The organism is Paenibacillus sp. R-74696, from assembly GCF_055814915.1.
Genome location: NZ_JBPULM010000045.1, coordinates 121,984 through 139,917, shown reverse-complemented (window position 1 = coordinate 139,917; position 17,934 = coordinate 121,984). Strand labels below are relative to the sequence as shown.

The window sequence follows — 17,934 nt, the reverse complement described above, 5'->3', positions numbered from 1 at the left end:
AAAGGAAGTGAGCAGCAATGAACGTATTATTTATTGGGGATATTGTTGGAAGTGTAGGGCGTGCAGCCGTTAAGCAAGTGCTTCCAGCGCTTAAATCGAAATACAACCCGCATATTATTATCGTGAACGGTGAAAATGCAGCAGCAGGCCGGGGCATTACTAAAAACATTGTCAATGAGCTGTTTGAATGCGGTGTTCACGGGATTACGATGGGCAATCATACATGGGATAACAAAGATATTTTTGATTGGATTGATGATGAGCCCCGTATTGTAAGACCTGCGAACTACGCGGAAGGAACGCCGGGACAAGGCATGGCGATCATTAAAGCGAACGGCAAGCAGCTGGCGATAATAAATTTGCAGGGAAGAACGTTTTTACCACCGATTGATTGTCCATTCCGCAAAGCGGATGAGCTCATCGAGGTGGCGCATGAAACGACGAAAAATATTTTGGTCGATTTTCACGCGGAAGCGACTTCGGAAAAAATTGCAATGGGCTGGCATCTGGCTGGTCATGCATCTGTGGTTGTAGGAACGCATACGCATGTTCAGACGAATGACGACACGATTTTGCCAGGCGGCACAGCCTACTTGACGGATGTAGGCATGACGGGCCCGAAGGACGGAGTGCTGGGGATGGAGCGCAATGCGGTGCTGCATCGGTTTATGACTCAAATGCCTACCCGTTTTGTCGTGGATGAAGGCAAGTGGCATTTGCATGGCGTGTCGATCCAAATCGATGATGCGACAGGCGAAACGACCAAATTCCAAAAAATCAGACTGGTTGAAGAAGATTGGCTGCTCATGTAGCAGTCTTTTTTTGTTTAAAATTTAGATAATTCAGAACAGTTCGTTAATTTCGGCGATAAAAGCAGGAATTTTTCTACCTCTCTCGAATACTATTGCTAGTAGTGGAATCCATCCATCATTCCCGAGGAGGTACATTTTTATGGATGTATTAAAAGTTTCAGCAAAGTCCAATCCAAATTCCGTTGCAGGTGCGCTGGCCGGAGTTTTACGTGAACGCGGCGCCGCTGAATTACAAGCTATCGGGGCGGGTGCACTAAATCAAGCGATTAAGGCAGTTGCGATTGCGCGAGGATTTGTTGCTCCCAGCGGGGTGGATTTAATTTGTATACCAGCATTTACAGACATTGTGATTGATGGCGAGGATCGGACGGCGATTAAGCTCATTGTTGAGCCTAGATAAGCGCTTAAACGAAGCCTTAAGTCGTTAGAGAAATGTAGAAAAAAGTTCATATGTAACGCCTGCCTACATTCGCGTAAGCAGGTTTTTTGCTTTATAGTGACATATGTTGTTGTGAGTTAAAACAAATAAATGTTATGATTATTGAGCAGGTTGCAGATAAGACGCATGATCCTTGTGGCAAGGAAAGCAGATCAATAAGCGAAGGGAAGTAAATGCAATGACACAAAAATTAGTACCTGTAGGGGTATCGGCACGCCATATTCATTTATCTGAAGAGCATGTCGCGATTTTATTTGGAGAAGGCTACGAGCTGACGGAGGCGAAAGCACTCTCTCAGCCAGGACAATATGCAGCAAATGAAACGGTTGCCGTAATCGGACCGAAATCTTCTTTTCCTAAAGTAAGAATTCTTGGGCCTGTCCGTAAGGCGACACAGCTTGAAGTTTCACGAACGGATGCTTTCTCGATTGGCGTAAATCCGCCGGTTCGCGAATCCGGTGATATTAGCGGCTCCGCTGGCATTACACTGAAAGGTCCAGCTGGAGAAGTGACGATTGAGGAAGGCGTTATCGTTGCAGCCCGCCATATTCATTTCCACACGAGCGATGCTGAAAAGTGGGGCATTGCCGACAAGCAAAAGCTGAAAGTGCGTTTTGGTGGAGATCGTGGCGTCGTATTTGAGGAAGTGATCGCCCGTGTATCCCCAGATTTCGCATTGGACATGCATATTGATACGGACGAAGCGAATGCGGCTGGCATTAAAAATGGCGATACAGCTGAAATTGTAGGCTAATCATTATTTTGTAGTAGGTCCTACTTATTATTGAAACGGATAGCGGCGAATGAGCTGCTGTCCGTTTTTTTATTTTTTAAAGCAAAATAGGAAGGCGTTTTCAAGATTTGTTGGAAAAAATAGAGCATTAGCAGCATCAATAATGGATTCGATGGACTTATATGTGTTATAATTTCTTATTGATGTTTAAACACGGGTGAGCACAAGGATATAAGGATGTGACTAAAGCATGACAAAGGGGAACTCGGCGGATTTGAAAGCCGCTAATAAAGATAGGGATTACTCGAAATATTTTGATTTCTCTGATGCGAAGGTGCTTAGCGAGGAAGACGGCAAAATCACCTATCGAATCAAAGGGCGCAATATTCAAATCAATGCTGCTCCGAACCACAAGGAAGAGAAAAAACGGGGCAAAGAGGACATAGAGGTTCATTATGATTTTTCCATACCGGAGGAATTCCGGACGCTGGGCAAAGGCAAGTTTTATTTGATTCAAACGTACGGCTGCCAAATGAATGAGCATGACACGGAAGTTATGAAGGGCATGTTCGAGGAAATGGGCTATACGGCGACGGACGATCGGACTGAGGCGGATGTGGTGCTGCTTAATACATGTGCGATCCGCGAAAATGCCGAGGATAAAGTATTCGGGGAGCTGGGACATCTTAAGGTGCTGAAGCAGCAGAAGCCGGGCTTGCTGCTCGGCGTATGCGGCTGCATGTCGCAGGAGGAATCGGTTGTCGGACGTATTTTGCAAAAGCATTCCTTCGTCGATATGATTTTTGGCACGCATAACATTCACCGCTTGCCATTCCTGCTGCAAAATGCCTATTTCAGCAAAGAGATGGTTGTCGAGGTATGGTCCAAAGAAGGCGATATTATTGAAAACATGCCGAAGAAACGTGAAGGCATGCGGGCTTGGGTTAACATCATGTATGGCTGCGATAAATTTTGCACGTACTGCATTGTGCCTTACACAAGGGGCAAGGAGCGGAGCCGCAGGCCGGAGGACGTCATTGCCGAGGTAAGGGAGCTGGCGAGACAAGGCTTCCAGGAAGTGACGCTGCTGGGGCAAAACGTGAACGCTTATGGCAAAGATTTTGAAGATATCGCCTATCGCTTTGGCGATCTCATGCACGATATGTCTAAAATCGACATTCCGCGCGTTCGTTTTACAACGAGCCATCCTAGAGATTTTGATGATCATCTCATTGAGGTGCTGGCACAGCGGGGCAACTTGGTCGAGCATATTCATCTGCCTGTTCAATCGGGCAGCACGGAAGTGCTTAAACGGATGAGCCGCAAATACTCGCGTGAAATGTATTTAGAGCTTGTAGGTAAAATTAAGGCGGCTATCCCGGATGCGATGCTGACCTCTGATATTATCGTCGGGTTCCCTGGCGAAACGGATGAGCAGTTCGAGGACACGCTCTCGCTCGTTCGCGAGGTGGGCTTTGACTCCGCCTATACCTTCCTCTATTCGCCGCGTGAAGGTACGCCTGCTGCCGGTATGGAGGATAATGTTCCACTTGATGTCAAGAAGCGTCGGCTGCAGCGTCTGAATGATTTACTTAAACAGATGAGCCTGGAAAGCCATCAGCGGTTGATCGGCACGACAATCGAGGTGCTGATTGAAGGTGAGAGCAAAAATAACGCTAATGTGCTAGCTGGACGTACTCGTACGAACAAGCTCGTTCATTTGGAAGGTCCGCAGGAATGGATTGGGCAGCTTATTGAAGCGAAAGTGACGGAAGCGAAAACCTGGTATATTAAAGCAGAGCCTACAGAAACGCAATTGCGTGAAGCGGTTGTGCTCTAAACGATAAAAGGTTAACAGCAAAACTTGATACCAATTACAGGAGAGATGATAAATGTCTGAGCAACAAACGGTCCAAGGAAATACGGAGCATGGCCATCACCATCATGAGCATGGCGAAGGATGCGGGATTCCAAAGTTTGATACGCGTGATTTGCTAATTCGCGAAGACATTATGAAGAAGGCGAAAGAGCTTGCTGACCTGATTTATACTTCTGAGGAAGTGCAGCAGTACCGCCGTGCGGAAAACCAAATTCAAGGCAATACGAAAATTCAGGAATTGATTGCGACTGTGAAGAAAAAGCAAAAGGAACTTGTCGCCTTTGAAACGACTTTCAAAAACGAAACGATGGTCAAAAAGATCGAGCAGGAAATGGAAGTGCTTCAGGATGAGCTGGACGGCATTCCGATCGTAACGGAATTCCAGCAAAGCCAGTCCGACATCAACTATTTGCTGCAGCTCGTTATTTCCATTGTACGGGATACGGTTTCTGAGAAAATCAACGTTGAGGCAGGCTCTGAGGAAGCGCCTGCTGAGTGCGACTAACGACTTGTCTAGACTTTCGTTCGTGGAATCGGGAAAGCGAATGAAACAGGAAAGGGGCTGCGCAATGGCGAAATACCATTGCTTGCAGCCCCTTTTTTTATAAAGAAAGTACGGTAGAGTGCATTATAAATGCGTACGCATTAAACGGCTGTCGGGAATGAAGCAGCGGCTTCTGTATTTTTCTTGCCAGTTGAAGCTTGAATCCTTAAAATATACGGCTTTAACGCCATCGTTATAATGACCGCCAATACGGACTTGGCAGCATCGCCTGGCAGGAATGGGTAGCAGCCATTAATCATTGCTTTTTGAAAGGAGAGGCCTGTTACTTGCATTAGCCAAGGAATTCCAATTACATAAGCGAAAAAAGAACTAAACAGCTCGAAAATGACAAACAGCAAAATAGCGGTTGCGATGCGGTTTTTTGCTGCAAAAGAGCTATGAAGCAGCTTGGATGAGAAGAAGCCTACAAGCAGAGCGCAAAAGGGGAAGGCTACGAGAAAACCGCCGGTAGGTCCGGCTATCATGCCGAAGCCGCCATTTCCGTTAATAAGCGGAAGCCCGATCGTTGCTAGTACAACGACAATCAAAATGGATAAAAATCCATTGCGTGCACCGAGGAATAGTCCCGCGAGCGCAACGGCCAGCGTTTGCAGAGTTATCGGTACGGGTGAGGCGGCAAACTTGAATTGAAGGCTGCTCATGACAATAAATAAGGCAGCGAATAAGGCTATGTACACCAGGCTGCGAATATTCGTACTGCGTTTGATCAATGAAATCGTCTCCTTTAAAATGATGATTGCTTTTATAATGTTAACCATATATTATTCATTTATGGTTAACAAAATGGATTGTAGCACAGAGCGGCGCTTTGGGGAAGAGGGCAGGTGAAATTTTTTGCACGATTATTTGATACAAGTTGAAGGTCTGACGGTCAGGCCACGCGTTTTTGACATGGCAAGTGAGCAGCTTCCCATTATTAAAGATGTCAGTTTCACTCTGAACGAAGGGGATTGGCTGACGCTGCTGGGGAGCAATGGGAGTGGGAAAAGTACGCTCGCTAAAGTCATTGCCGGGTTTCCTGTGGGTGAGAAAAGCGGGACCTATTTGCTTGGAGCGAAGCTTGCTGCCTACAATAAACCGATTCCAATTGTCATGCAGCAGCCCGAGGCCTCCATGCTTGGCGCAACGCCTTGGGAGGATATTGTATTGATGCTGGAGCAGCATGGGATTAACAGCGAGGCGATAGCTGCGCTTGCGGAGGAGTCGCTTGGTTTAACCGGCTTGCTGGAACGGAAGGACCAAGCGGTTGGCACTTTGTCGGGCGGGCAGAAGCAGCTGACAGCCATTGCTGGTTGTCTGGCGGTAAAAGCCCCTGTGCTTGTGCTCGATGAAGCGACTGCAATGCTGGATCCTGAAGCAAGTCTGGCCACCTGCGAGCAAGTGCGCGAGCTTCACGCTGCAGGGAGCACGATCATATGGATTACGCAAAAGCTGGCTGAGCTGCGACATGGTGATCGAGTCGTCGTGATGGAGCAGGGGCGACTCGTTTTTGACGGGACGACGGAGATGTTTTATGAGCGCAGTGGTATTGAAAAGGGGACGGGAAATGAAGAAGGAGGGCGGAGCTGGTGCGAGCTGCTCGGTTTTGAGGCCCCCTATGCGGTACAGACAGCTTGGGAGCTGGAGAAGCTGGGCATCGTTTTAAAGCCTCTGCCTTTGACCGTAGACAGGCTCGCGGAGGCGCTGCAAAGATGATCGATTTTAGCTGGAGGCTGGAAGCCGTACGCGTCTGTGCAGCAGGAGAACGAGACCAAACGCTTCTGGCTATAAAAGAAAAGCTCGTATTTAAAGAAGGTACGATTACGCTGCTTATCGGCAGCAATGGTGCAGGAAAATCCACGCTGTTGGAAACAATGGCAGGGCTCCGCAAGCTAAGCGGGGGTGAGATTGCGCTTGGTGCTGATTTGCTTTGGGTGAAAAAGGGAAGACGCAGACGTCTTAGCCGCAGCGTCGTGCTGAATACGGGCATAGCGCTCCAGCATTCGGAGTCGCAATGGTTTGCGGCGACCGTGAAGGAGGAGCTCCTCTATTCACTGAAGCCGTATAAGCTGGAGCCGCCGGAGAAGGAACGGCGGCTCCAGCATGCGCTGCAAGCAGCAGGCTTGCCTGCCGAGCTGCTTGCCCGCGATCCTTGGTCGCTCAGCGGCGGACAGCAGCGGCGACTCGCACTGGCTTGCCTGCTGGCATGCAAGCCGCAATGGCTGCTGCTGGATGAGCCGACGGCGGGGCTGGACGCCGAGGGCATCAGCCGCTTGTGCGCCGTATTAGCGGCGCACAAGGCGGCTGGGCGCGGAGCGGTCGTGGCAACGCACGATCCGGGCGCGCTGCTGCCGCTTGCGGACGAAGTCGTCGTGGTCGTGGACGGCTCGGTCCGCGAAGCGGTCGCTGCATCGGCGTGGGCGAATGCCCATGCTGCAGATGCAGCTGCGCCGCAGGCGCTGCGCGCGCTGGCGAAGCTGCGCGGCTTCGCGGCGCAGCCGCCGGGCGGTGGCGCCGCCGTATGGCCGGCGCCGAAGGCACTTGCGGCGGCGATTCATGCCGCCGCCGCGCAGCCGCAGAGCGGCCGGGCGGACGCTCCGGCCGCAGCGGCGCTGCCTGGCGCGGCGGCTATGCCGCTCGCCGCGCCGCAGGCGCCTCCGGCGATGGAGCTGCGCCCATCGCCGGGCGCAGAGCCCACAGCGGCGGACGCTTCGCCGCCGCTGCCTAAACCCAAGCGCCGGCAACTCCCGCCGGCGCAGCCCGAAGCGCAGCGCCTAGAGGCGCGCTTCGATCCAAGAGCGCTCATCGCCGCCTATATGCTGCTGGCGGCGACCATCATCATGCAGCATAGCTGGAGCGGCTTGCTGCTTGCTGGAGCGCTTGCAGCCGCGATATGGCTGCCGCTGCGCACTCAAATGCGGCCGTGGCTCGGTTTTATTCGAGCCTACGCCTTAATCGTTCTGCTCTTCGGTGTTGTAGCCGGAGCACATCTACAGCCATTATCGTTTGATTGGGAGCAATCGGCACGAACGATGCTCCGCTTGGCGACGCTTTTTTGCGCCATGCTGCTTGGCCTGCCGATGCTGCTGCTTATGACGCCGCTGCGGATTCAGCGGGCGCTGGAGCAAACCTTTGGCTGGATGAGTCGATTTAAAGTCCCGATCTCAGCGATCACCTTGACCGTAACCTTAATTTTTCGATTTATTCCGCTGCTGCTTAAGGAATGGGAGCGCTTTGCGAAAATCGCCCATGCACGGGGGAAGGCAATTACGCCAGCCGGCGCTTTGCCGCCTTCGATGCTGGCATCGGCGATTATCCCCTACATTCGTTCGATTTTGCGAATAGCCGAGCAAATGGCAGAGGCGTTGGAGGCGAGAGGGATTGGCAACAATGAGATTCGTTCGACCCAAGGCTTCCGCTTGCGATTTGGCCGTCAGGATGTACTGCTGCTCGGAGTAGCGGTAAGTGGCTCGGTCGTATTATATATGTGGGCTACCCTTTAAAGCTTTTATGATCATAATGATTTAGTGGCTTTCTATAAGATGATGGGGCCGGAGAGCTGTTTAACTTCAGAATATGATTAGCAGCAAGATATGCCACGTTTAGATATAAGGAGCAGGAAATGAATATTAGGAAACTTGGCTCAAACGAAAATTATACAATGGATCTATTGCTGTTAGCAGATCCTTCTCAAAATCTTGTTGAGGAATACGTTAAACGAGGAGAGTGTTTTGTAGCTGAGGAAAACAATCAAATGATAGGAATTTATGTGCTTCTGCCTACAAGGCCTGAAACGGTTGAATTGGTGAACATAGCCGTTGTGGAATCGATGCATGGAAGAGGAATAGGAAAAATGCTAGTTTTGCATGCCGTTCAAACAGCCAGGGAGAGAGGATATAATACAATTGAAATCGGTACTGGAAATTCAAGTATAGGACAATTGGCTCTGTATCAAAAGTGCGGTTTTAGAATAGTTGGTGTTGACTTAGACTTTTTCATCAGGCATTACTCAGAAGAAATTTATGAAAATGGAATTCAATGCCGAGATATGATTCGATTATCTAGATATTTAGATAGGTAAGCTAGCGTTATTTGGTTAGAAGTTAATTCTGTTATTAATACAAAGAAACAACGATCGTTCAATCAAACAGCGACAGCCTAAGACATAATTTTCTCGTCTAGGGCTGCCGCTGCGTCAATGATTTGGATTAGGGCGTGTCTGAAAACCCGTTCAGTGGCACCTTTCACCGCCTTTTCGCCCCCTGCTTCGTTCCGTTTGCTTGACGTACCCCCGGTACGCCTTCACAAGCGCGCCTTGCATGGAACGAAAATTCGGCAAAATTTGCTGTCCTCAGAGTTCTCAGACACGCCCTAGTCAACCTATCGAAATAAAATGATTTATCATGTATTCCCCGCAACATTTCTGCTCGTAGTTCGCTCCTTCATATACCACCATACACTAAGCAGTGCTGCGGCAGCGCCAAGCATGCCGCCGAACCAGAAGCCGCTGTTCATGCCCCAGCTGTCGTTGAGCCAGCCGGCTAGAAAAGGGCCAGAAAACATCCCAATCGAATACACCGCCTGATAAAGGCCCATGGCAGTAGCTCTCCCCGCTGGCTGGACATCACGAATGGCAAGTCCGAGCAGCAGCGGCAAATGCAAGCCTTGGGCAAAGCCGTTTATCGCCTGCGTCAGCGCCAGTATAGCGAATGAATCTGTATAGGCAATGGACACCGTACATATTGTGCTTAGCACGAAGCCGATTCCAATGGTGACCCAATTGCCGAAGCGCGGGGCGAACCATTTGGCCGTAAACATTGAAGCGAGCGCATGCGGCAGCATAAAGGCGAAAACAATCAAAGTCAGCCCATATCCAGTAATGCCCAGCGTCTCTGCCTTGAGTGGCGTAAAGCCAAACATTGTAATGAACAGCACGCCATGTGCGAGAATGGAGAGCAGCGATACTTGAAGCAGCAGCTTTGTGCCGATAATGCTGCGCGCCATTGCGAGTGTCATGCCGACGCGCTCATGCGGCTGTTTCGGCGGTTCTTTTAAAAGCAGGCCTAGCACTAGCCCTACCCCAGCGATAACAGCACCAGTAATGAAAGGTGCGGCATCTCCCCACATATCGGTCACCGTTCCGCTCATCAGCATGCCGAGCATTTGGCCGCTAACGATCATCACGCTAATGCTGCCCATCGCCCGTGCAGCATCTTCTGCGGCAAAATAATTGGCATACATAACTGTAAAAGCAACCCATGTCGAGGCGCATATGCCAGCCATTGCCCGGCCTCCGAGCGGCCATAGCCAGTGTCCCGGCACTAGAAACAGCAAGCAGCTTATGAGAGCAGTCACCATTCCCAGTATTATAAACGGCTTGCGCTTGCCGAAGCGGTCAGAGGCAACTCCAACGGGGAAGCGTATGAGCATTTGAACAAAGCCATAGCTGCCAAGCACAATGCCTATCAACTGCATCGACAAGCCGCGGCCGCTCAAAAAAGGCGATAACGTTGGTACATAAACGTACATCGACGTCCAGTATAAAAGCGTAACAACCGTAAACACCAAGCGCTGTGAAGCAGTAGACATTTTAATAAAACCCCTTTCATCACTACTTTAGCCTACGATCACGCATTTTGTCACCCATAAATACGGTTGTCTATTCAAGGCGAATAAGCGTTAATAGGGATCATTTTTCGGCTTTGCTTGTTAAACATCAAATTACCTTCAGTAGAGGTTTATATTTTCTACTTAAGTTAAATGCTACTAGTACCGTGAAGCAGAAGTGTGGTCCGAATGGGCGAACGTCTGCCAAGTATGGATATGGACTAGGAGTGAGGCAAAAGTGAAAAGCATCATCCGATTTTCGCTCAATAATAAAGTAGCACTGTGGATTTTGACGCTGCTTGTGCTGGCAGCAGGCATGTACGCAGGCCTTCGTATGAAGATGGAGACGCTGCCCGATATTACCGTGCCGATTGTTAGCATTACGACGGTGTTTCCAGGCGCCGCACCAGAAGAGGTGATGGAGAAAATCACCAAGCCTATCGAGCAGCGGACCCGCCATGCGGAAGGGGTAAGTGTCGTGCGCTCGACCTCCTATGAAAATGCATCTTCCGTCGTCATTGAGTATGACTATGGTACCGATATGGACAAGGCGGCAGCGCAAACCAAGGAAGATTTGAATGGGCTAAGCTTGCCCGAAGGTGTGGCAACCCCGCAAGTATCGCGAATTAGCTTGAATGCATTTCCTGTGCTTTCGCTTAGCTTCTCTAATGAAAAAGCAGATATTAAGGAGCTGACACGGACAGTCGAAAATGACGTGCTGCCGATGCTCGAAGGTATTGATGGTGTAGCTAGTGTGCAAGTATCCGGACAAAATGTAAATGAGATCCAGCTAGCCTTTAAGCCGGAGCAGTTGGCGAAATACGGCTTGACGAAGGAGACGGTCAAAGGCTTGATTCAAGGCTCGGCGCTGACCGTCCCGCTCGGCGTGTTTGAATTTGGACAGTCGGAGAAAACGCTCGTTGTGGACGGAAATATTGCGACGTTAGAAAATTTGAAAAACATGGACATTCCCTACAATCCAGCTAATAGGAATGGGGCAGGCAATACTGCTCCCCCAGCAACAGACCGGCAAACAGGGCAATCGATGCAGCCGGTCTCTTCCTTTACAGGTGGCTTGAATGCTGCCAGCGGGCAAGCTTTATCCCCGGCGGCAGGTCTGGTTGACTCTGATCAGGGCTTAGCTAAGGCGATAGCCAGCATGAGCACGCTCCCTACCGTAAAGCTAAGCGAAATTGCAAATATATCGATCATCGGCAAGATCGAATCGATATCGCGGACGAATGGGAAGGAATCGATCGGCGTATCGATTGTAAAGGCGGCTGATGCCAATACCGTTGAGGTCGTGGATGCAGTGAATGCTGAGCTGGTCAAGCTGAAGCAAGCGCAGCCTGCGCTTATCGTGGAAACGACACTGGATCAAGGGAAGCCGATTAAAAAATCGGTGGAGACGATGGTCAGCAAAGCGGTCATCGGCGCCATTTTTGCCGTGTTCATTATATTGATCTTTCTACGCAACATTCGTTCGACCATTATTGCCGTCATTTCGATTCCGCTATCCCTTCTAATTGCTGTTCTGCTGCTAAGCCAGATGGACATTACGTTGAATGTCATGACGCTTGGTGCCATGACGGTGGCGATTGGCCGGGTCATTGATGATTCCATCGTCGTCATCGAAAATATTTACCGAAGGCTCTCGCTTCCAGGTGAAAAACTGTCCGGCAAGGAGCTGTTTCTGGATGCGACCCGTGAAATGTTCATCCCGATTTTTGCCTCGACCATTGTGACGATAGCCGTATTTTTGCCGCTGGGCCTTGTGTCGGGCATGATCGGCGAAATTTTTCTGCCCTTTGCCTTAACAGTCGTATTTGCTTTGCTTGCCTCCTTGCTTGTGGCGGTAACGGTGGTGCCGATGCTGGCGCATCTCATGTTCCGGGGCGGCCTGCCTTCAGGCAAGCGACATGCGGACAAGCCTGGTCGCTTAGCCGAGTGGTACAAAAGCATTCTCCGCTGGTCGCTCAATCATAAGGCTGCTTCGTTTGGCGCTGCAGTAATACTGCTCGTAGGGAGCTTGTTTCTAGTACCGATTATTGGAGTGAGCTTCCTGTCGTCCGATCAGGAGAAAATGATGCTGGTTACGTATAACCCGGCTCCAGGGGAGACGAAGGAGCAGGTGCAGGAGCTGGCGTTACAGGCAGAAAAGCGGCTGCTCGGACGGCCGGGACTGAACATTGTCCAATATGCGGTGGGCGGTGCCAATCCGTTTAGTCCAGGTGCTTCGAAGCAGGCTGTGTTTAATTTGCGATATGAGAATACCTTTCCGGCGTTTGACGATGAAAAGCAGCAGGTGGTCGCCCTGCTCGGGAAGGTTGGGGGACGTGGCGAGTGGAAGCAGCAGGAGTTTAGCGGCGGGGCGCTAGGCGGATCTGGCTTGTCCATTACTGCATTTGGCCCAGATATGGCTCTATTGGAACCCGTTGTCAAACAGTTGGAAGAGAAGCTCAAAAAGAATGCTCATTTGACAAATGTCGCAACAAGCCTTGCTGCAACCTATGAGCAGTACCGTCTGGTCGCCGATCAGCGGAAGCTAAGCCAATATGGCTTGACGGCAGGACAGGTGGCGGCGGCGCTCAGCCCCGTTCGGAGCCAGCCTGTACTTGGAACGGTTAAGCAGGAAGGAGCCGAGCTAAACATTTATGAGAAGCTGGAGCAGGCAGCCTATGCCAGCAAAGCAGAGCTCGAAAAGGTCGTGCTGATCTCTCCGCTTGGGGCGCAAGTAGCGCTCAGCGATGTCGTAACGATTAAGGAGGGACAATCGCCGAATACGATTACCCGGCAGGATGAGCGCGTTTTTGCGGAGGTGACGGCGGATGTGGTTTCTTCCAATGTAGGAGCTGTATCGGCGGAGCTGCAGCAAATGCTGGATGATATGCCGGCTGCAGCGGGGATCAGCTACAAGCTGGGTGGGGTGAGCGAACAAATTAATGAATCGTTCACGCAGCTTGGCATTGCAATGCTGGCTGCCATTGCGATTGTCTATTTTGTGCTTGTTCTTACGTTTGGCGGCGCTTTGACTCCGCTTGCTCTGCTGCTTTCGCTCCCATTTACGGTAATAGGCGCATTGCTTGGCCTGCTTCTAGGCAGGGAGACGATAAGCGTTACATCGCTCATTGGCGCGTTGATGCTTATTGGCATCGTCGTTACGAATGCGATTGTTCTGGTGGACCGGGTCATCCATAAGGAAGCGGAGGGACTATCTGTCCGTGAGGCGCTGCTCGAAGCAGCAGGCACGCGCCTCCGTCCGATTTTAATGACCGCTATTGCGACGGTCGGCGCATTGCTGCCGCTTGCGTTCGGGTTTGAGTCAGGCGGGCTTATTACAAAAGGGATGGCGCTGACTGTTATTGGCGGCTTAACGAGCTCAACCTTGCTGACGCTGGTAATCGTTCCTGTATTTTATGAAATTTTTCACCGCAGGCCAAAATCATTTTAAAAAAAGCAGCAAGTATAAATACGTTATGCTTAAGCCTGGGATCGCTTTATGCGAACTAGGCTTTTCTTTTTCCTGCATTGGATGAATTATGTAAAATTATGAAACATTTTCGTCGTTTTTTGCGTTAGGTAATAGGATGAGTACATATAAAAATAGGGAGGGGTCTGTCTGTGAGTCGAATAGGTTTTAAATTCAAGCTTTTTGTCATGATGATTATGATCGTTAGTTTATGTGCAGACCTTGGAACAACGGGCTCGAGAGCCTATGCCGAAGCGGCAGGCATTGAGCTGAAAACGGAAGCAGGCTATCAGGGCAGTGTGAAAATGGATAAAAGAATGCCTGCCCATCTTACGCTGATGAATCGGACGAATACCGACTTAAAGGGCGAGGTCGTCATTTCGGTTATTTCGCCTTATGGCGGGATGACGACCGATTATGTCGTACCGGTCGAACTGCCGAAAGAAACGCCTGTTGAGCTTACGGTTTCATTGCCAGGTACGCAGTTGAGCAAAGACAATAACAAAATCCGCTTTTTTGAAGGCGCTTCTGCCAAAGGGAAGGAAGTAACAATCATTGGCAAAGCCTTTTTGGACAGCAATAGCACAGCCGATTACACCTTTGGGGTTCTCGCAAGCGATCCCGATACGTTAAATTTCATGCCTTCGCTGAATGTGCGAGGCTACCAAATTTCCGTCATGCCGCTGACGCCGGAGCAGCTGCCGGATGAAGCTTCACTGCTTGATTATTTTGATGTCCTTGCCATTAATGATGTAGCGACTTCGGATTGGAGCGAGCAGCAGGTGGCGGCCATTACAGGCTGGATCAGCAAGGGAGGCACGCTTATTCTCTCGGGAGGCGCAGGCTACAGCAAAACAGCGAAAGCTTTTGCAGCTATTGCGCCGGTTGAGTCGGATGGCGGGACGGTGTCACAGCCGATATCGCCTGAAATGGTGAACGCAGGTGAAGCGAAAAGTGCAAGCGCAGGTGATATGACGCTGTCGACAGGCAAGCTTGCTGCTGGGGCAACAAAGCTGTTAGGCGGGGAAACGCCGATTGCGGCCGAGCGCAAGCTGGGACTGGGCAAGGTGCTGTACATTGCCTTTGATCCCGCATTGGAGCCGATTGCTTCTTGGTCGGGAAGTGCCACATTGTACGCCAATTGGCTGCAAAGCTCGCTATTTCCAATGCAGCAGGGCTATACGAACGGCAATAATACGTATTGGAGCTTTCAACAAATCGTAGATCAGTTTCCATCCATTTCACCGCCTAATTTTGGTCTCTTGCTCGTCATGTTTATCATTTATATGATTGTTGTAGCTCCGGTGCTGTATTTGGTGCTGCGAAGGGTAGACAAGCGGGAGTGGTCGTGGTGGCTCATTCCGCTCATCTCCATCATTTGCGGTGCCGCTATTTTCTTCTTCGGCGCTGAAAATAAACGTTTTATGTCTACCCATTCGGTCCAAACGGTGCAATTATCTGGCCAAGGCGAAGGAGTTAAATCTGGTGCGTTTTCGATTTTCGTTCCGAATGGCGGCGAAGTAGCTGCCCGTTTCGATGAAACGCTCCCCCTAACACCTTATGCATCAGGCAGCAGCACCGGCGACTTGAATTTGCGCAGCGACAGCAGAGTGGTGAGCCTAGAAGGACAAACGACAGCTGAGTGGAAAAATGTAGAATATTGGTCGACACGCAAAGCCGTATTTGAAAATGTCCCGATGCAGGAGCAGGTCGGACAATTCAAGGTGTCCTACGAGAGCAGCAACGGGCAAATAGGTTATAAAATTAAAAATGACACCTTGAATGATTTAAATCAGGTGGTTGTCGTGATGAACGGCAGCAGCTATTCAATTGGTGATTTAAAGCAAGGCGAAGAAGGTTCTGTGCTCATTTCCAATAGTCCCAACACAGGCATGGGATATTTTAACTACGGCAGTCTGATATTCCCGTATCAGGGCGGCAGTCAGGATACGTTCAGCAGGCAGCGTACGCTGGTTGATGCGTATTTCAATACGAACTACAGTTCCTCGACTATGCCGATGATTTATGGTCCGGTTGTGCTCGGATTCAGTGAAAATGAAGATGCATTTTTTACCGTTAATAACAATAAGGTGAAGGCTGCTAATTTGACGATGTGGGTGCAAAGCCTGGGTGAGATGGAGCCGGATGAAAACGGCCGCCTAATCGTGCCTGCAGGCTTCGTAAATCCCGTTATTATTGAAAAAAGTGTCAATCGATTAGAGAATTTTGGGAACTCTACTTTTTCGATTGGGCAAGGTGAGCTGGTGCTGGAATACAGATTCCCTGAGCGTGAACAGCTGACATACGATCAATTGGACATTCACCTTGACCCTTCCCAATCCGGGCAAAATTTGAAGTGGCTCATTTGGGATGAAGAACAAGGTAAATGGCTGAAAGTAGCAGCGGAAATGGAAGATCCTTCGAATTATCTCATAGATGGCTTCAAATTGCGGATGAAGCTGATCGTTAATACCGATATAGAAACGAGAATGCCGCAAGTGGCAGTGGAAGGCGAGGTGGCAAAGCATGAATAAGGAAGAGCAGGCGCAAGAAAAAGTGGAGCATGAAGCGGGGGGTTCGCCCGAGCAGGATCAGGCAGTCGTTCCGATGATTGAAATTAAAGGACTCAGCAAGTCTTTTGGCTCATTCCATGCCTTAAAGTCGCTTGATTTGACGATTGCCAGGGGCAAAGTGTTTGGTTTTGTAGGGCCGAATGGCGCGGGGAAATCAACGACGATGTCCATTTTGGCTACACTGCTCTCGCCTTCGTCGGGCTATGCGAAAGTGGATGGCTTTGATGTGACGAAGCATCCGGCAGAAGTGAGAAAGCGGATTGGGTATATGCCGGATTTCTTCGGTGTGTACGATCAATTTAAAGCGGTCGAATATTTGCATTTTTATGGTGCCAGCTATGGAATACCCAAGAAGGAACGGGAAGAGCTTATTCCGCAGCTGCTTGAGCTGGTCAATCTCAGCGACAAACGGGATGCTTATGTCGATACGCTGTCGCTCGGCATGAAGCAGCGGCTGTGCTTGGCGCGCTGCCTTGTGCATGATCCCGATTTGCTTATACTCGATGAGCCGGCTTCCGGTCTTGATCCGCGGGCGAGAATCGAAATGCGGGAAATTTTGCTTGAGCTGAAAGCAATGGGTAAAACGATCATTATTTCCTCGCATATTTTGCCAGAGCTTGCGGAGATGGTCGATGAAATTGGCGTCATTGAGCATGGGCAGATGATTGCCCAAGGCAATGTGTCGGAAATCCAGAACCGGCTGCGGGTGAAGCGGATCTTATATATTCGGCTGCTGGAACGGCTGGAAGAGGCTGAGCAGTTTTTGCAGGAGCAGCCGCATGTGACGCGTCTGATGCGCGATGAGCGGGGCATACATGTTCATTTTAGCGGACAGGATCTCGAACAGGCAGAGCTGATCAGCGAGCTGATAGCTGCGGGTTACCGCATCGTTTCGTTTAGCGAAGGGCAGACGAATTTGGAAGATGTCTTTTTGGAAATTACGAGAGGAGGGGACGGCTTCGAATGAGAAACGATACCGTAAGCAAAGATTGGCGCAGCAAGCTGATCAATCCGGTGCTGGATAAGGAATTCCGCTTGCGGATGCGGACGCCGCGCACGATGTGGACGCTGCTTGCCTATTTATTCGCCATTGGGCTGTTTGCCCTTAGCTCCATTTATTTGCTTAATATGAGCTCGGGCAATGCGGCCTCCTTTAATCCGAGCGAAAGCCGGATGCTGTTTTATTTTCTCAGCTTCGTACAGCTCGGCCTCATTTCCTTTATGGCCCCGGGCCTCACGGCTGGCGTTATAAGCGGCGAGCGTGAACGGCAGACACTTAATCTGCTGCTTACGACGCAGCAAAGCTCGACGACGATTATTTTAAGCAAGCTGCTGTCTTCTCTAAGCTTTATGATTTTAATCGTCATTAGTACGCTTCCTGTATACAGCATGATCTTTCTGTTCGGCGGCATATCGCCGTCGCAGCTGCTGCTCATCTTTTTCTTTTATTTATTTTTGATGATCGTCATAGGAGCCTTCGGCGTTTTGTTCTCCACCATCATCAAGCGGACGATGATTGCTGTTATTTTGACCTATGGCGTGACCTTGTTTTTGTACGCGGGCACAGCGCTCATTGGTTATGTAGCGCTAATGGTATCTATGCAGGTTTCAGGATACAGCGGTTCTAACGAATGGATCGCTCATATTTTTGCATGGAATCCAGCGGTGGCGATGTACAGCATTTTGGACCCTAACATAACCAGAGAAATTGTTTATACGGGATCTAATTCAACAGCATCTGAACCGTTTCTGCAGCTCTGGCAGGAGTTTATGCTCATTTATCTCGTATTGGCCGCTCTAGCCATTTGGTTAAGCATTCGCTACCTGCGTCCTCGTATGAAGCAAAGCGGGAAGTAGCATATAAGAAGTCGGGTTTAA

General features: G+C 50.0%; 14 protein-coding genes. 12 read left to right on the top strand and 2 right to left on the bottom strand.

The features are described 5' to 3' along the window. Positions 1–17: 17 nt before the first annotated feature. The 5 genes from ACSR9A_RS20770 (at position 18) to ACSR9A_RS20750 (ending at position 4,368) form a co-directional block, all read left to right on the top strand. Positions 18–812, top strand: coding sequence for a TIGR00282 family metallophosphoesterase (locus tag ACSR9A_RS20770; protein ID WP_473759287.1), 795 nt, complete (start codon positions 18–20; stop codon positions 810–812). A gap of 139 nt (positions 813–951) precedes the next feature. Then, on the top strand, positions 952–1,212 hold the full coding sequence (locus ACSR9A_RS20765) for a stage V sporulation protein S (protein ID WP_025335291.1): 261 nt from the start codon (positions 952–954) through the stop codon (positions 1,210–1,212). 217 nt (positions 1,213–1,429) lie between these two features. Beyond that, positions 1,430–2,005 (top strand): phosphate propanoyltransferase, encoded by a 576-nt coding sequence (locus tag ACSR9A_RS20760; RefSeq protein ID WP_341282540.1) that lies wholly within the window; start codon positions 1,430–1,432, stop codon positions 2,003–2,005. A 229-nt stretch (positions 2,006–2,234) separates the two neighbouring features. Continuing rightward, the gene (gene miaB / locus ACSR9A_RS20755; RefSeq protein ID WP_473759286.1) at positions 2,235–3,824 is read left to right on the top strand and encodes a tRNA (N6-isopentenyl adenosine(37)-C2)-methylthiotransferase MiaB; all 1,590 of its coding nucleotides are present in this window, start codon (positions 2,235–2,237) and stop codon (positions 3,822–3,824) included. A 52-nt stretch (positions 3,825–3,876) separates the two neighbouring features. Beyond that, the gene (locus ACSR9A_RS20750; RefSeq protein ID WP_341282542.1) at positions 3,877–4,368 is read left to right on the top strand and encodes a YlbF/YmcA family competence regulator; all 492 of its coding nucleotides are present in this window, start codon (positions 3,877–3,879) and stop codon (positions 4,366–4,368) included. A gap of 140 nt (positions 4,369–4,508) precedes the next feature. On the opposite strand, the gene ACSR9A_RS20745 is transcribed toward ACSR9A_RS20750, so the two are convergent. Continuing rightward, the gene (locus ACSR9A_RS20745) at positions 4,509–5,138 is read right to left on the bottom strand and encodes a biotin transporter BioY (protein WP_473759285.1); all 630 of its coding nucleotides are present in this window, start codon (positions 5,136–5,138) and stop codon (positions 4,509–4,511) included. A gap of 124 nt (positions 5,139–5,262) precedes the next feature. Here ACSR9A_RS20745 and ACSR9A_RS20740 point away from each other — a divergent pair, with 124 nt between their 5' ends. The 3 genes from ACSR9A_RS20740 to ACSR9A_RS20730 all read left to right on the top strand — a co-directional run bounded on the left by ACSR9A_RS20740 (position 5,263) and on the right by ACSR9A_RS20730 (position 8,488). Then, positions 5,263–6,123 carry an ATP-binding cassette domain-containing protein gene (locus tag ACSR9A_RS20740; protein ID WP_473759284.1) on the top strand — a complete coding sequence of 287 codons (861 nt, stop codon included), beginning with the start codon at positions 5,263–5,265 and terminating at the stop codon, positions 6,121–6,123. Then, positions 6,120–7,910 (top strand): ATP-binding cassette domain-containing protein, encoded by a 1,791-nt coding sequence (locus ACSR9A_RS20735; RefSeq protein ID WP_473759283.1) that lies wholly within the window; start codon positions 6,120–6,122, stop codon positions 7,908–7,910. Before ACSR9A_RS20740 ends, ACSR9A_RS20735 begins: the two co-directional genes overlap by 4 nt. Positions 7,911–8,029: 119 nt before the next feature. Then, positions 8,030–8,488, top strand: a complete 459-nt coding sequence (locus ACSR9A_RS20730; RefSeq protein ID WP_473759282.1) for a GNAT family N-acetyltransferase — start codon at positions 8,030–8,032, stop codon at positions 8,486–8,488. Positions 8,489–8,808: 320 nt separating this feature from the next. On the opposite strand, the gene ACSR9A_RS20725 is transcribed toward ACSR9A_RS20730, so the two are convergent. Then, positions 8,809–9,996: an MFS transporter gene (locus ACSR9A_RS20725; protein ID WP_473759281.1), complete on the bottom strand. Its 1,188-nt coding sequence runs from the start codon at positions 9,994–9,996 to the stop codon at positions 8,809–8,811. 256 nt (positions 9,997–10,252) lie between these two features. Here ACSR9A_RS20725 and ACSR9A_RS20720 point away from each other — a divergent pair, with 256 nt between their 5' ends. From ACSR9A_RS20720 to ACSR9A_RS20705, 4 genes are all read left to right on the top strand, one after another. Further along, complete coding sequence (locus ACSR9A_RS20720; protein WP_473759280.1) at positions 10,253–13,465, top strand: efflux RND transporter permease subunit; 3,213 nt, start codon at positions 10,253–10,255, stop codon at positions 13,463–13,465. 170 nt (positions 13,466–13,635) lie between these two features. Beyond that, the gene (locus ACSR9A_RS20715) at positions 13,636–16,017 is read left to right on the top strand and encodes a hypothetical protein (protein WP_473759279.1); all 2,382 of its coding nucleotides are present in this window, start codon (positions 13,636–13,638) and stop codon (positions 16,015–16,017) included. A 73-nt stretch (positions 16,018–16,090) separates the two neighbouring features. Further along, a complete protein-coding gene (locus tag ACSR9A_RS20710; RefSeq protein ID WP_473760199.1) occupies positions 16,091–17,023 on the top strand; it encodes an ABC transporter ATP-binding protein in 933 nt (310 codons plus the stop codon). Then, complete coding sequence (locus ACSR9A_RS20705) at positions 17,020–17,913, top strand: ABC transporter permease (RefSeq protein ID WP_473759278.1); 894 nt, start codon at positions 17,020–17,022, stop codon at positions 17,911–17,913. The genes ACSR9A_RS20710 and ACSR9A_RS20705 overlap by 4 nt, the downstream gene beginning before the upstream one ends. The last annotated feature ends 21 nt before the right edge of the window (positions 17,914–17,934 follow it).

Coding starts and splice junctions, on each gene's coding strand:
- ACSR9A_RS20770 (WP_473759287.1), top strand. CDS start 18: ATGAACGTATTATTTATTGGGGATATTGTTGGAAGTGTAGGGCGTGCA.
- ACSR9A_RS20765 (WP_025335291.1), top strand. CDS start 952: ATGGATGTATTAAAAGTTTCAGCAAAGTCCAATCCAAATTCCGTTGCA.
- ACSR9A_RS20760 (WP_341282540.1), top strand. CDS start 1,430: ATGACACAAAAATTAGTACCTGTAGGGGTATCGGCACGCCATATTCAT.
- miaB (WP_473759286.1), top strand. CDS start 2,235: ATGACAAAGGGGAACTCGGCGGATTTGAAAGCCGCTAATAAAGATAGG.
- ACSR9A_RS20750 (WP_341282542.1), top strand. CDS start 3,877: ATGTCTGAGCAACAAACGGTCCAAGGAAATACGGAGCATGGCCATCAC.
- ACSR9A_RS20735 (WP_473759283.1), top strand. CDS start 6,120: ATGATCGATTTTAGCTGGAGGCTGGAAGCCGTACGCGTCTGTGCAGCA.
- ACSR9A_RS20730 (WP_473759282.1), top strand. CDS start 8,030: ATGAATATTAGGAAACTTGGCTCAAACGAAAATTATACAATGGATCTA.
- ACSR9A_RS20725 (WP_473759281.1), bottom strand. CDS start 9,996: ATGTCTACTGCTTCACAGCGCTTGGTGTTTACGGTTGTTACGCTTTTA.
- ACSR9A_RS20710 (WP_473760199.1), top strand. CDS start 16,091: ATGATTGAAATTAAAGGACTCAGCAAGTCTTTTGGCTCATTCCATGCC.
- ACSR9A_RS20705 (WP_473759278.1), top strand. CDS start 17,020: ATGAGAAACGATACCGTAAGCAAAGATTGGCGCAGCAAGCTGATCAAT.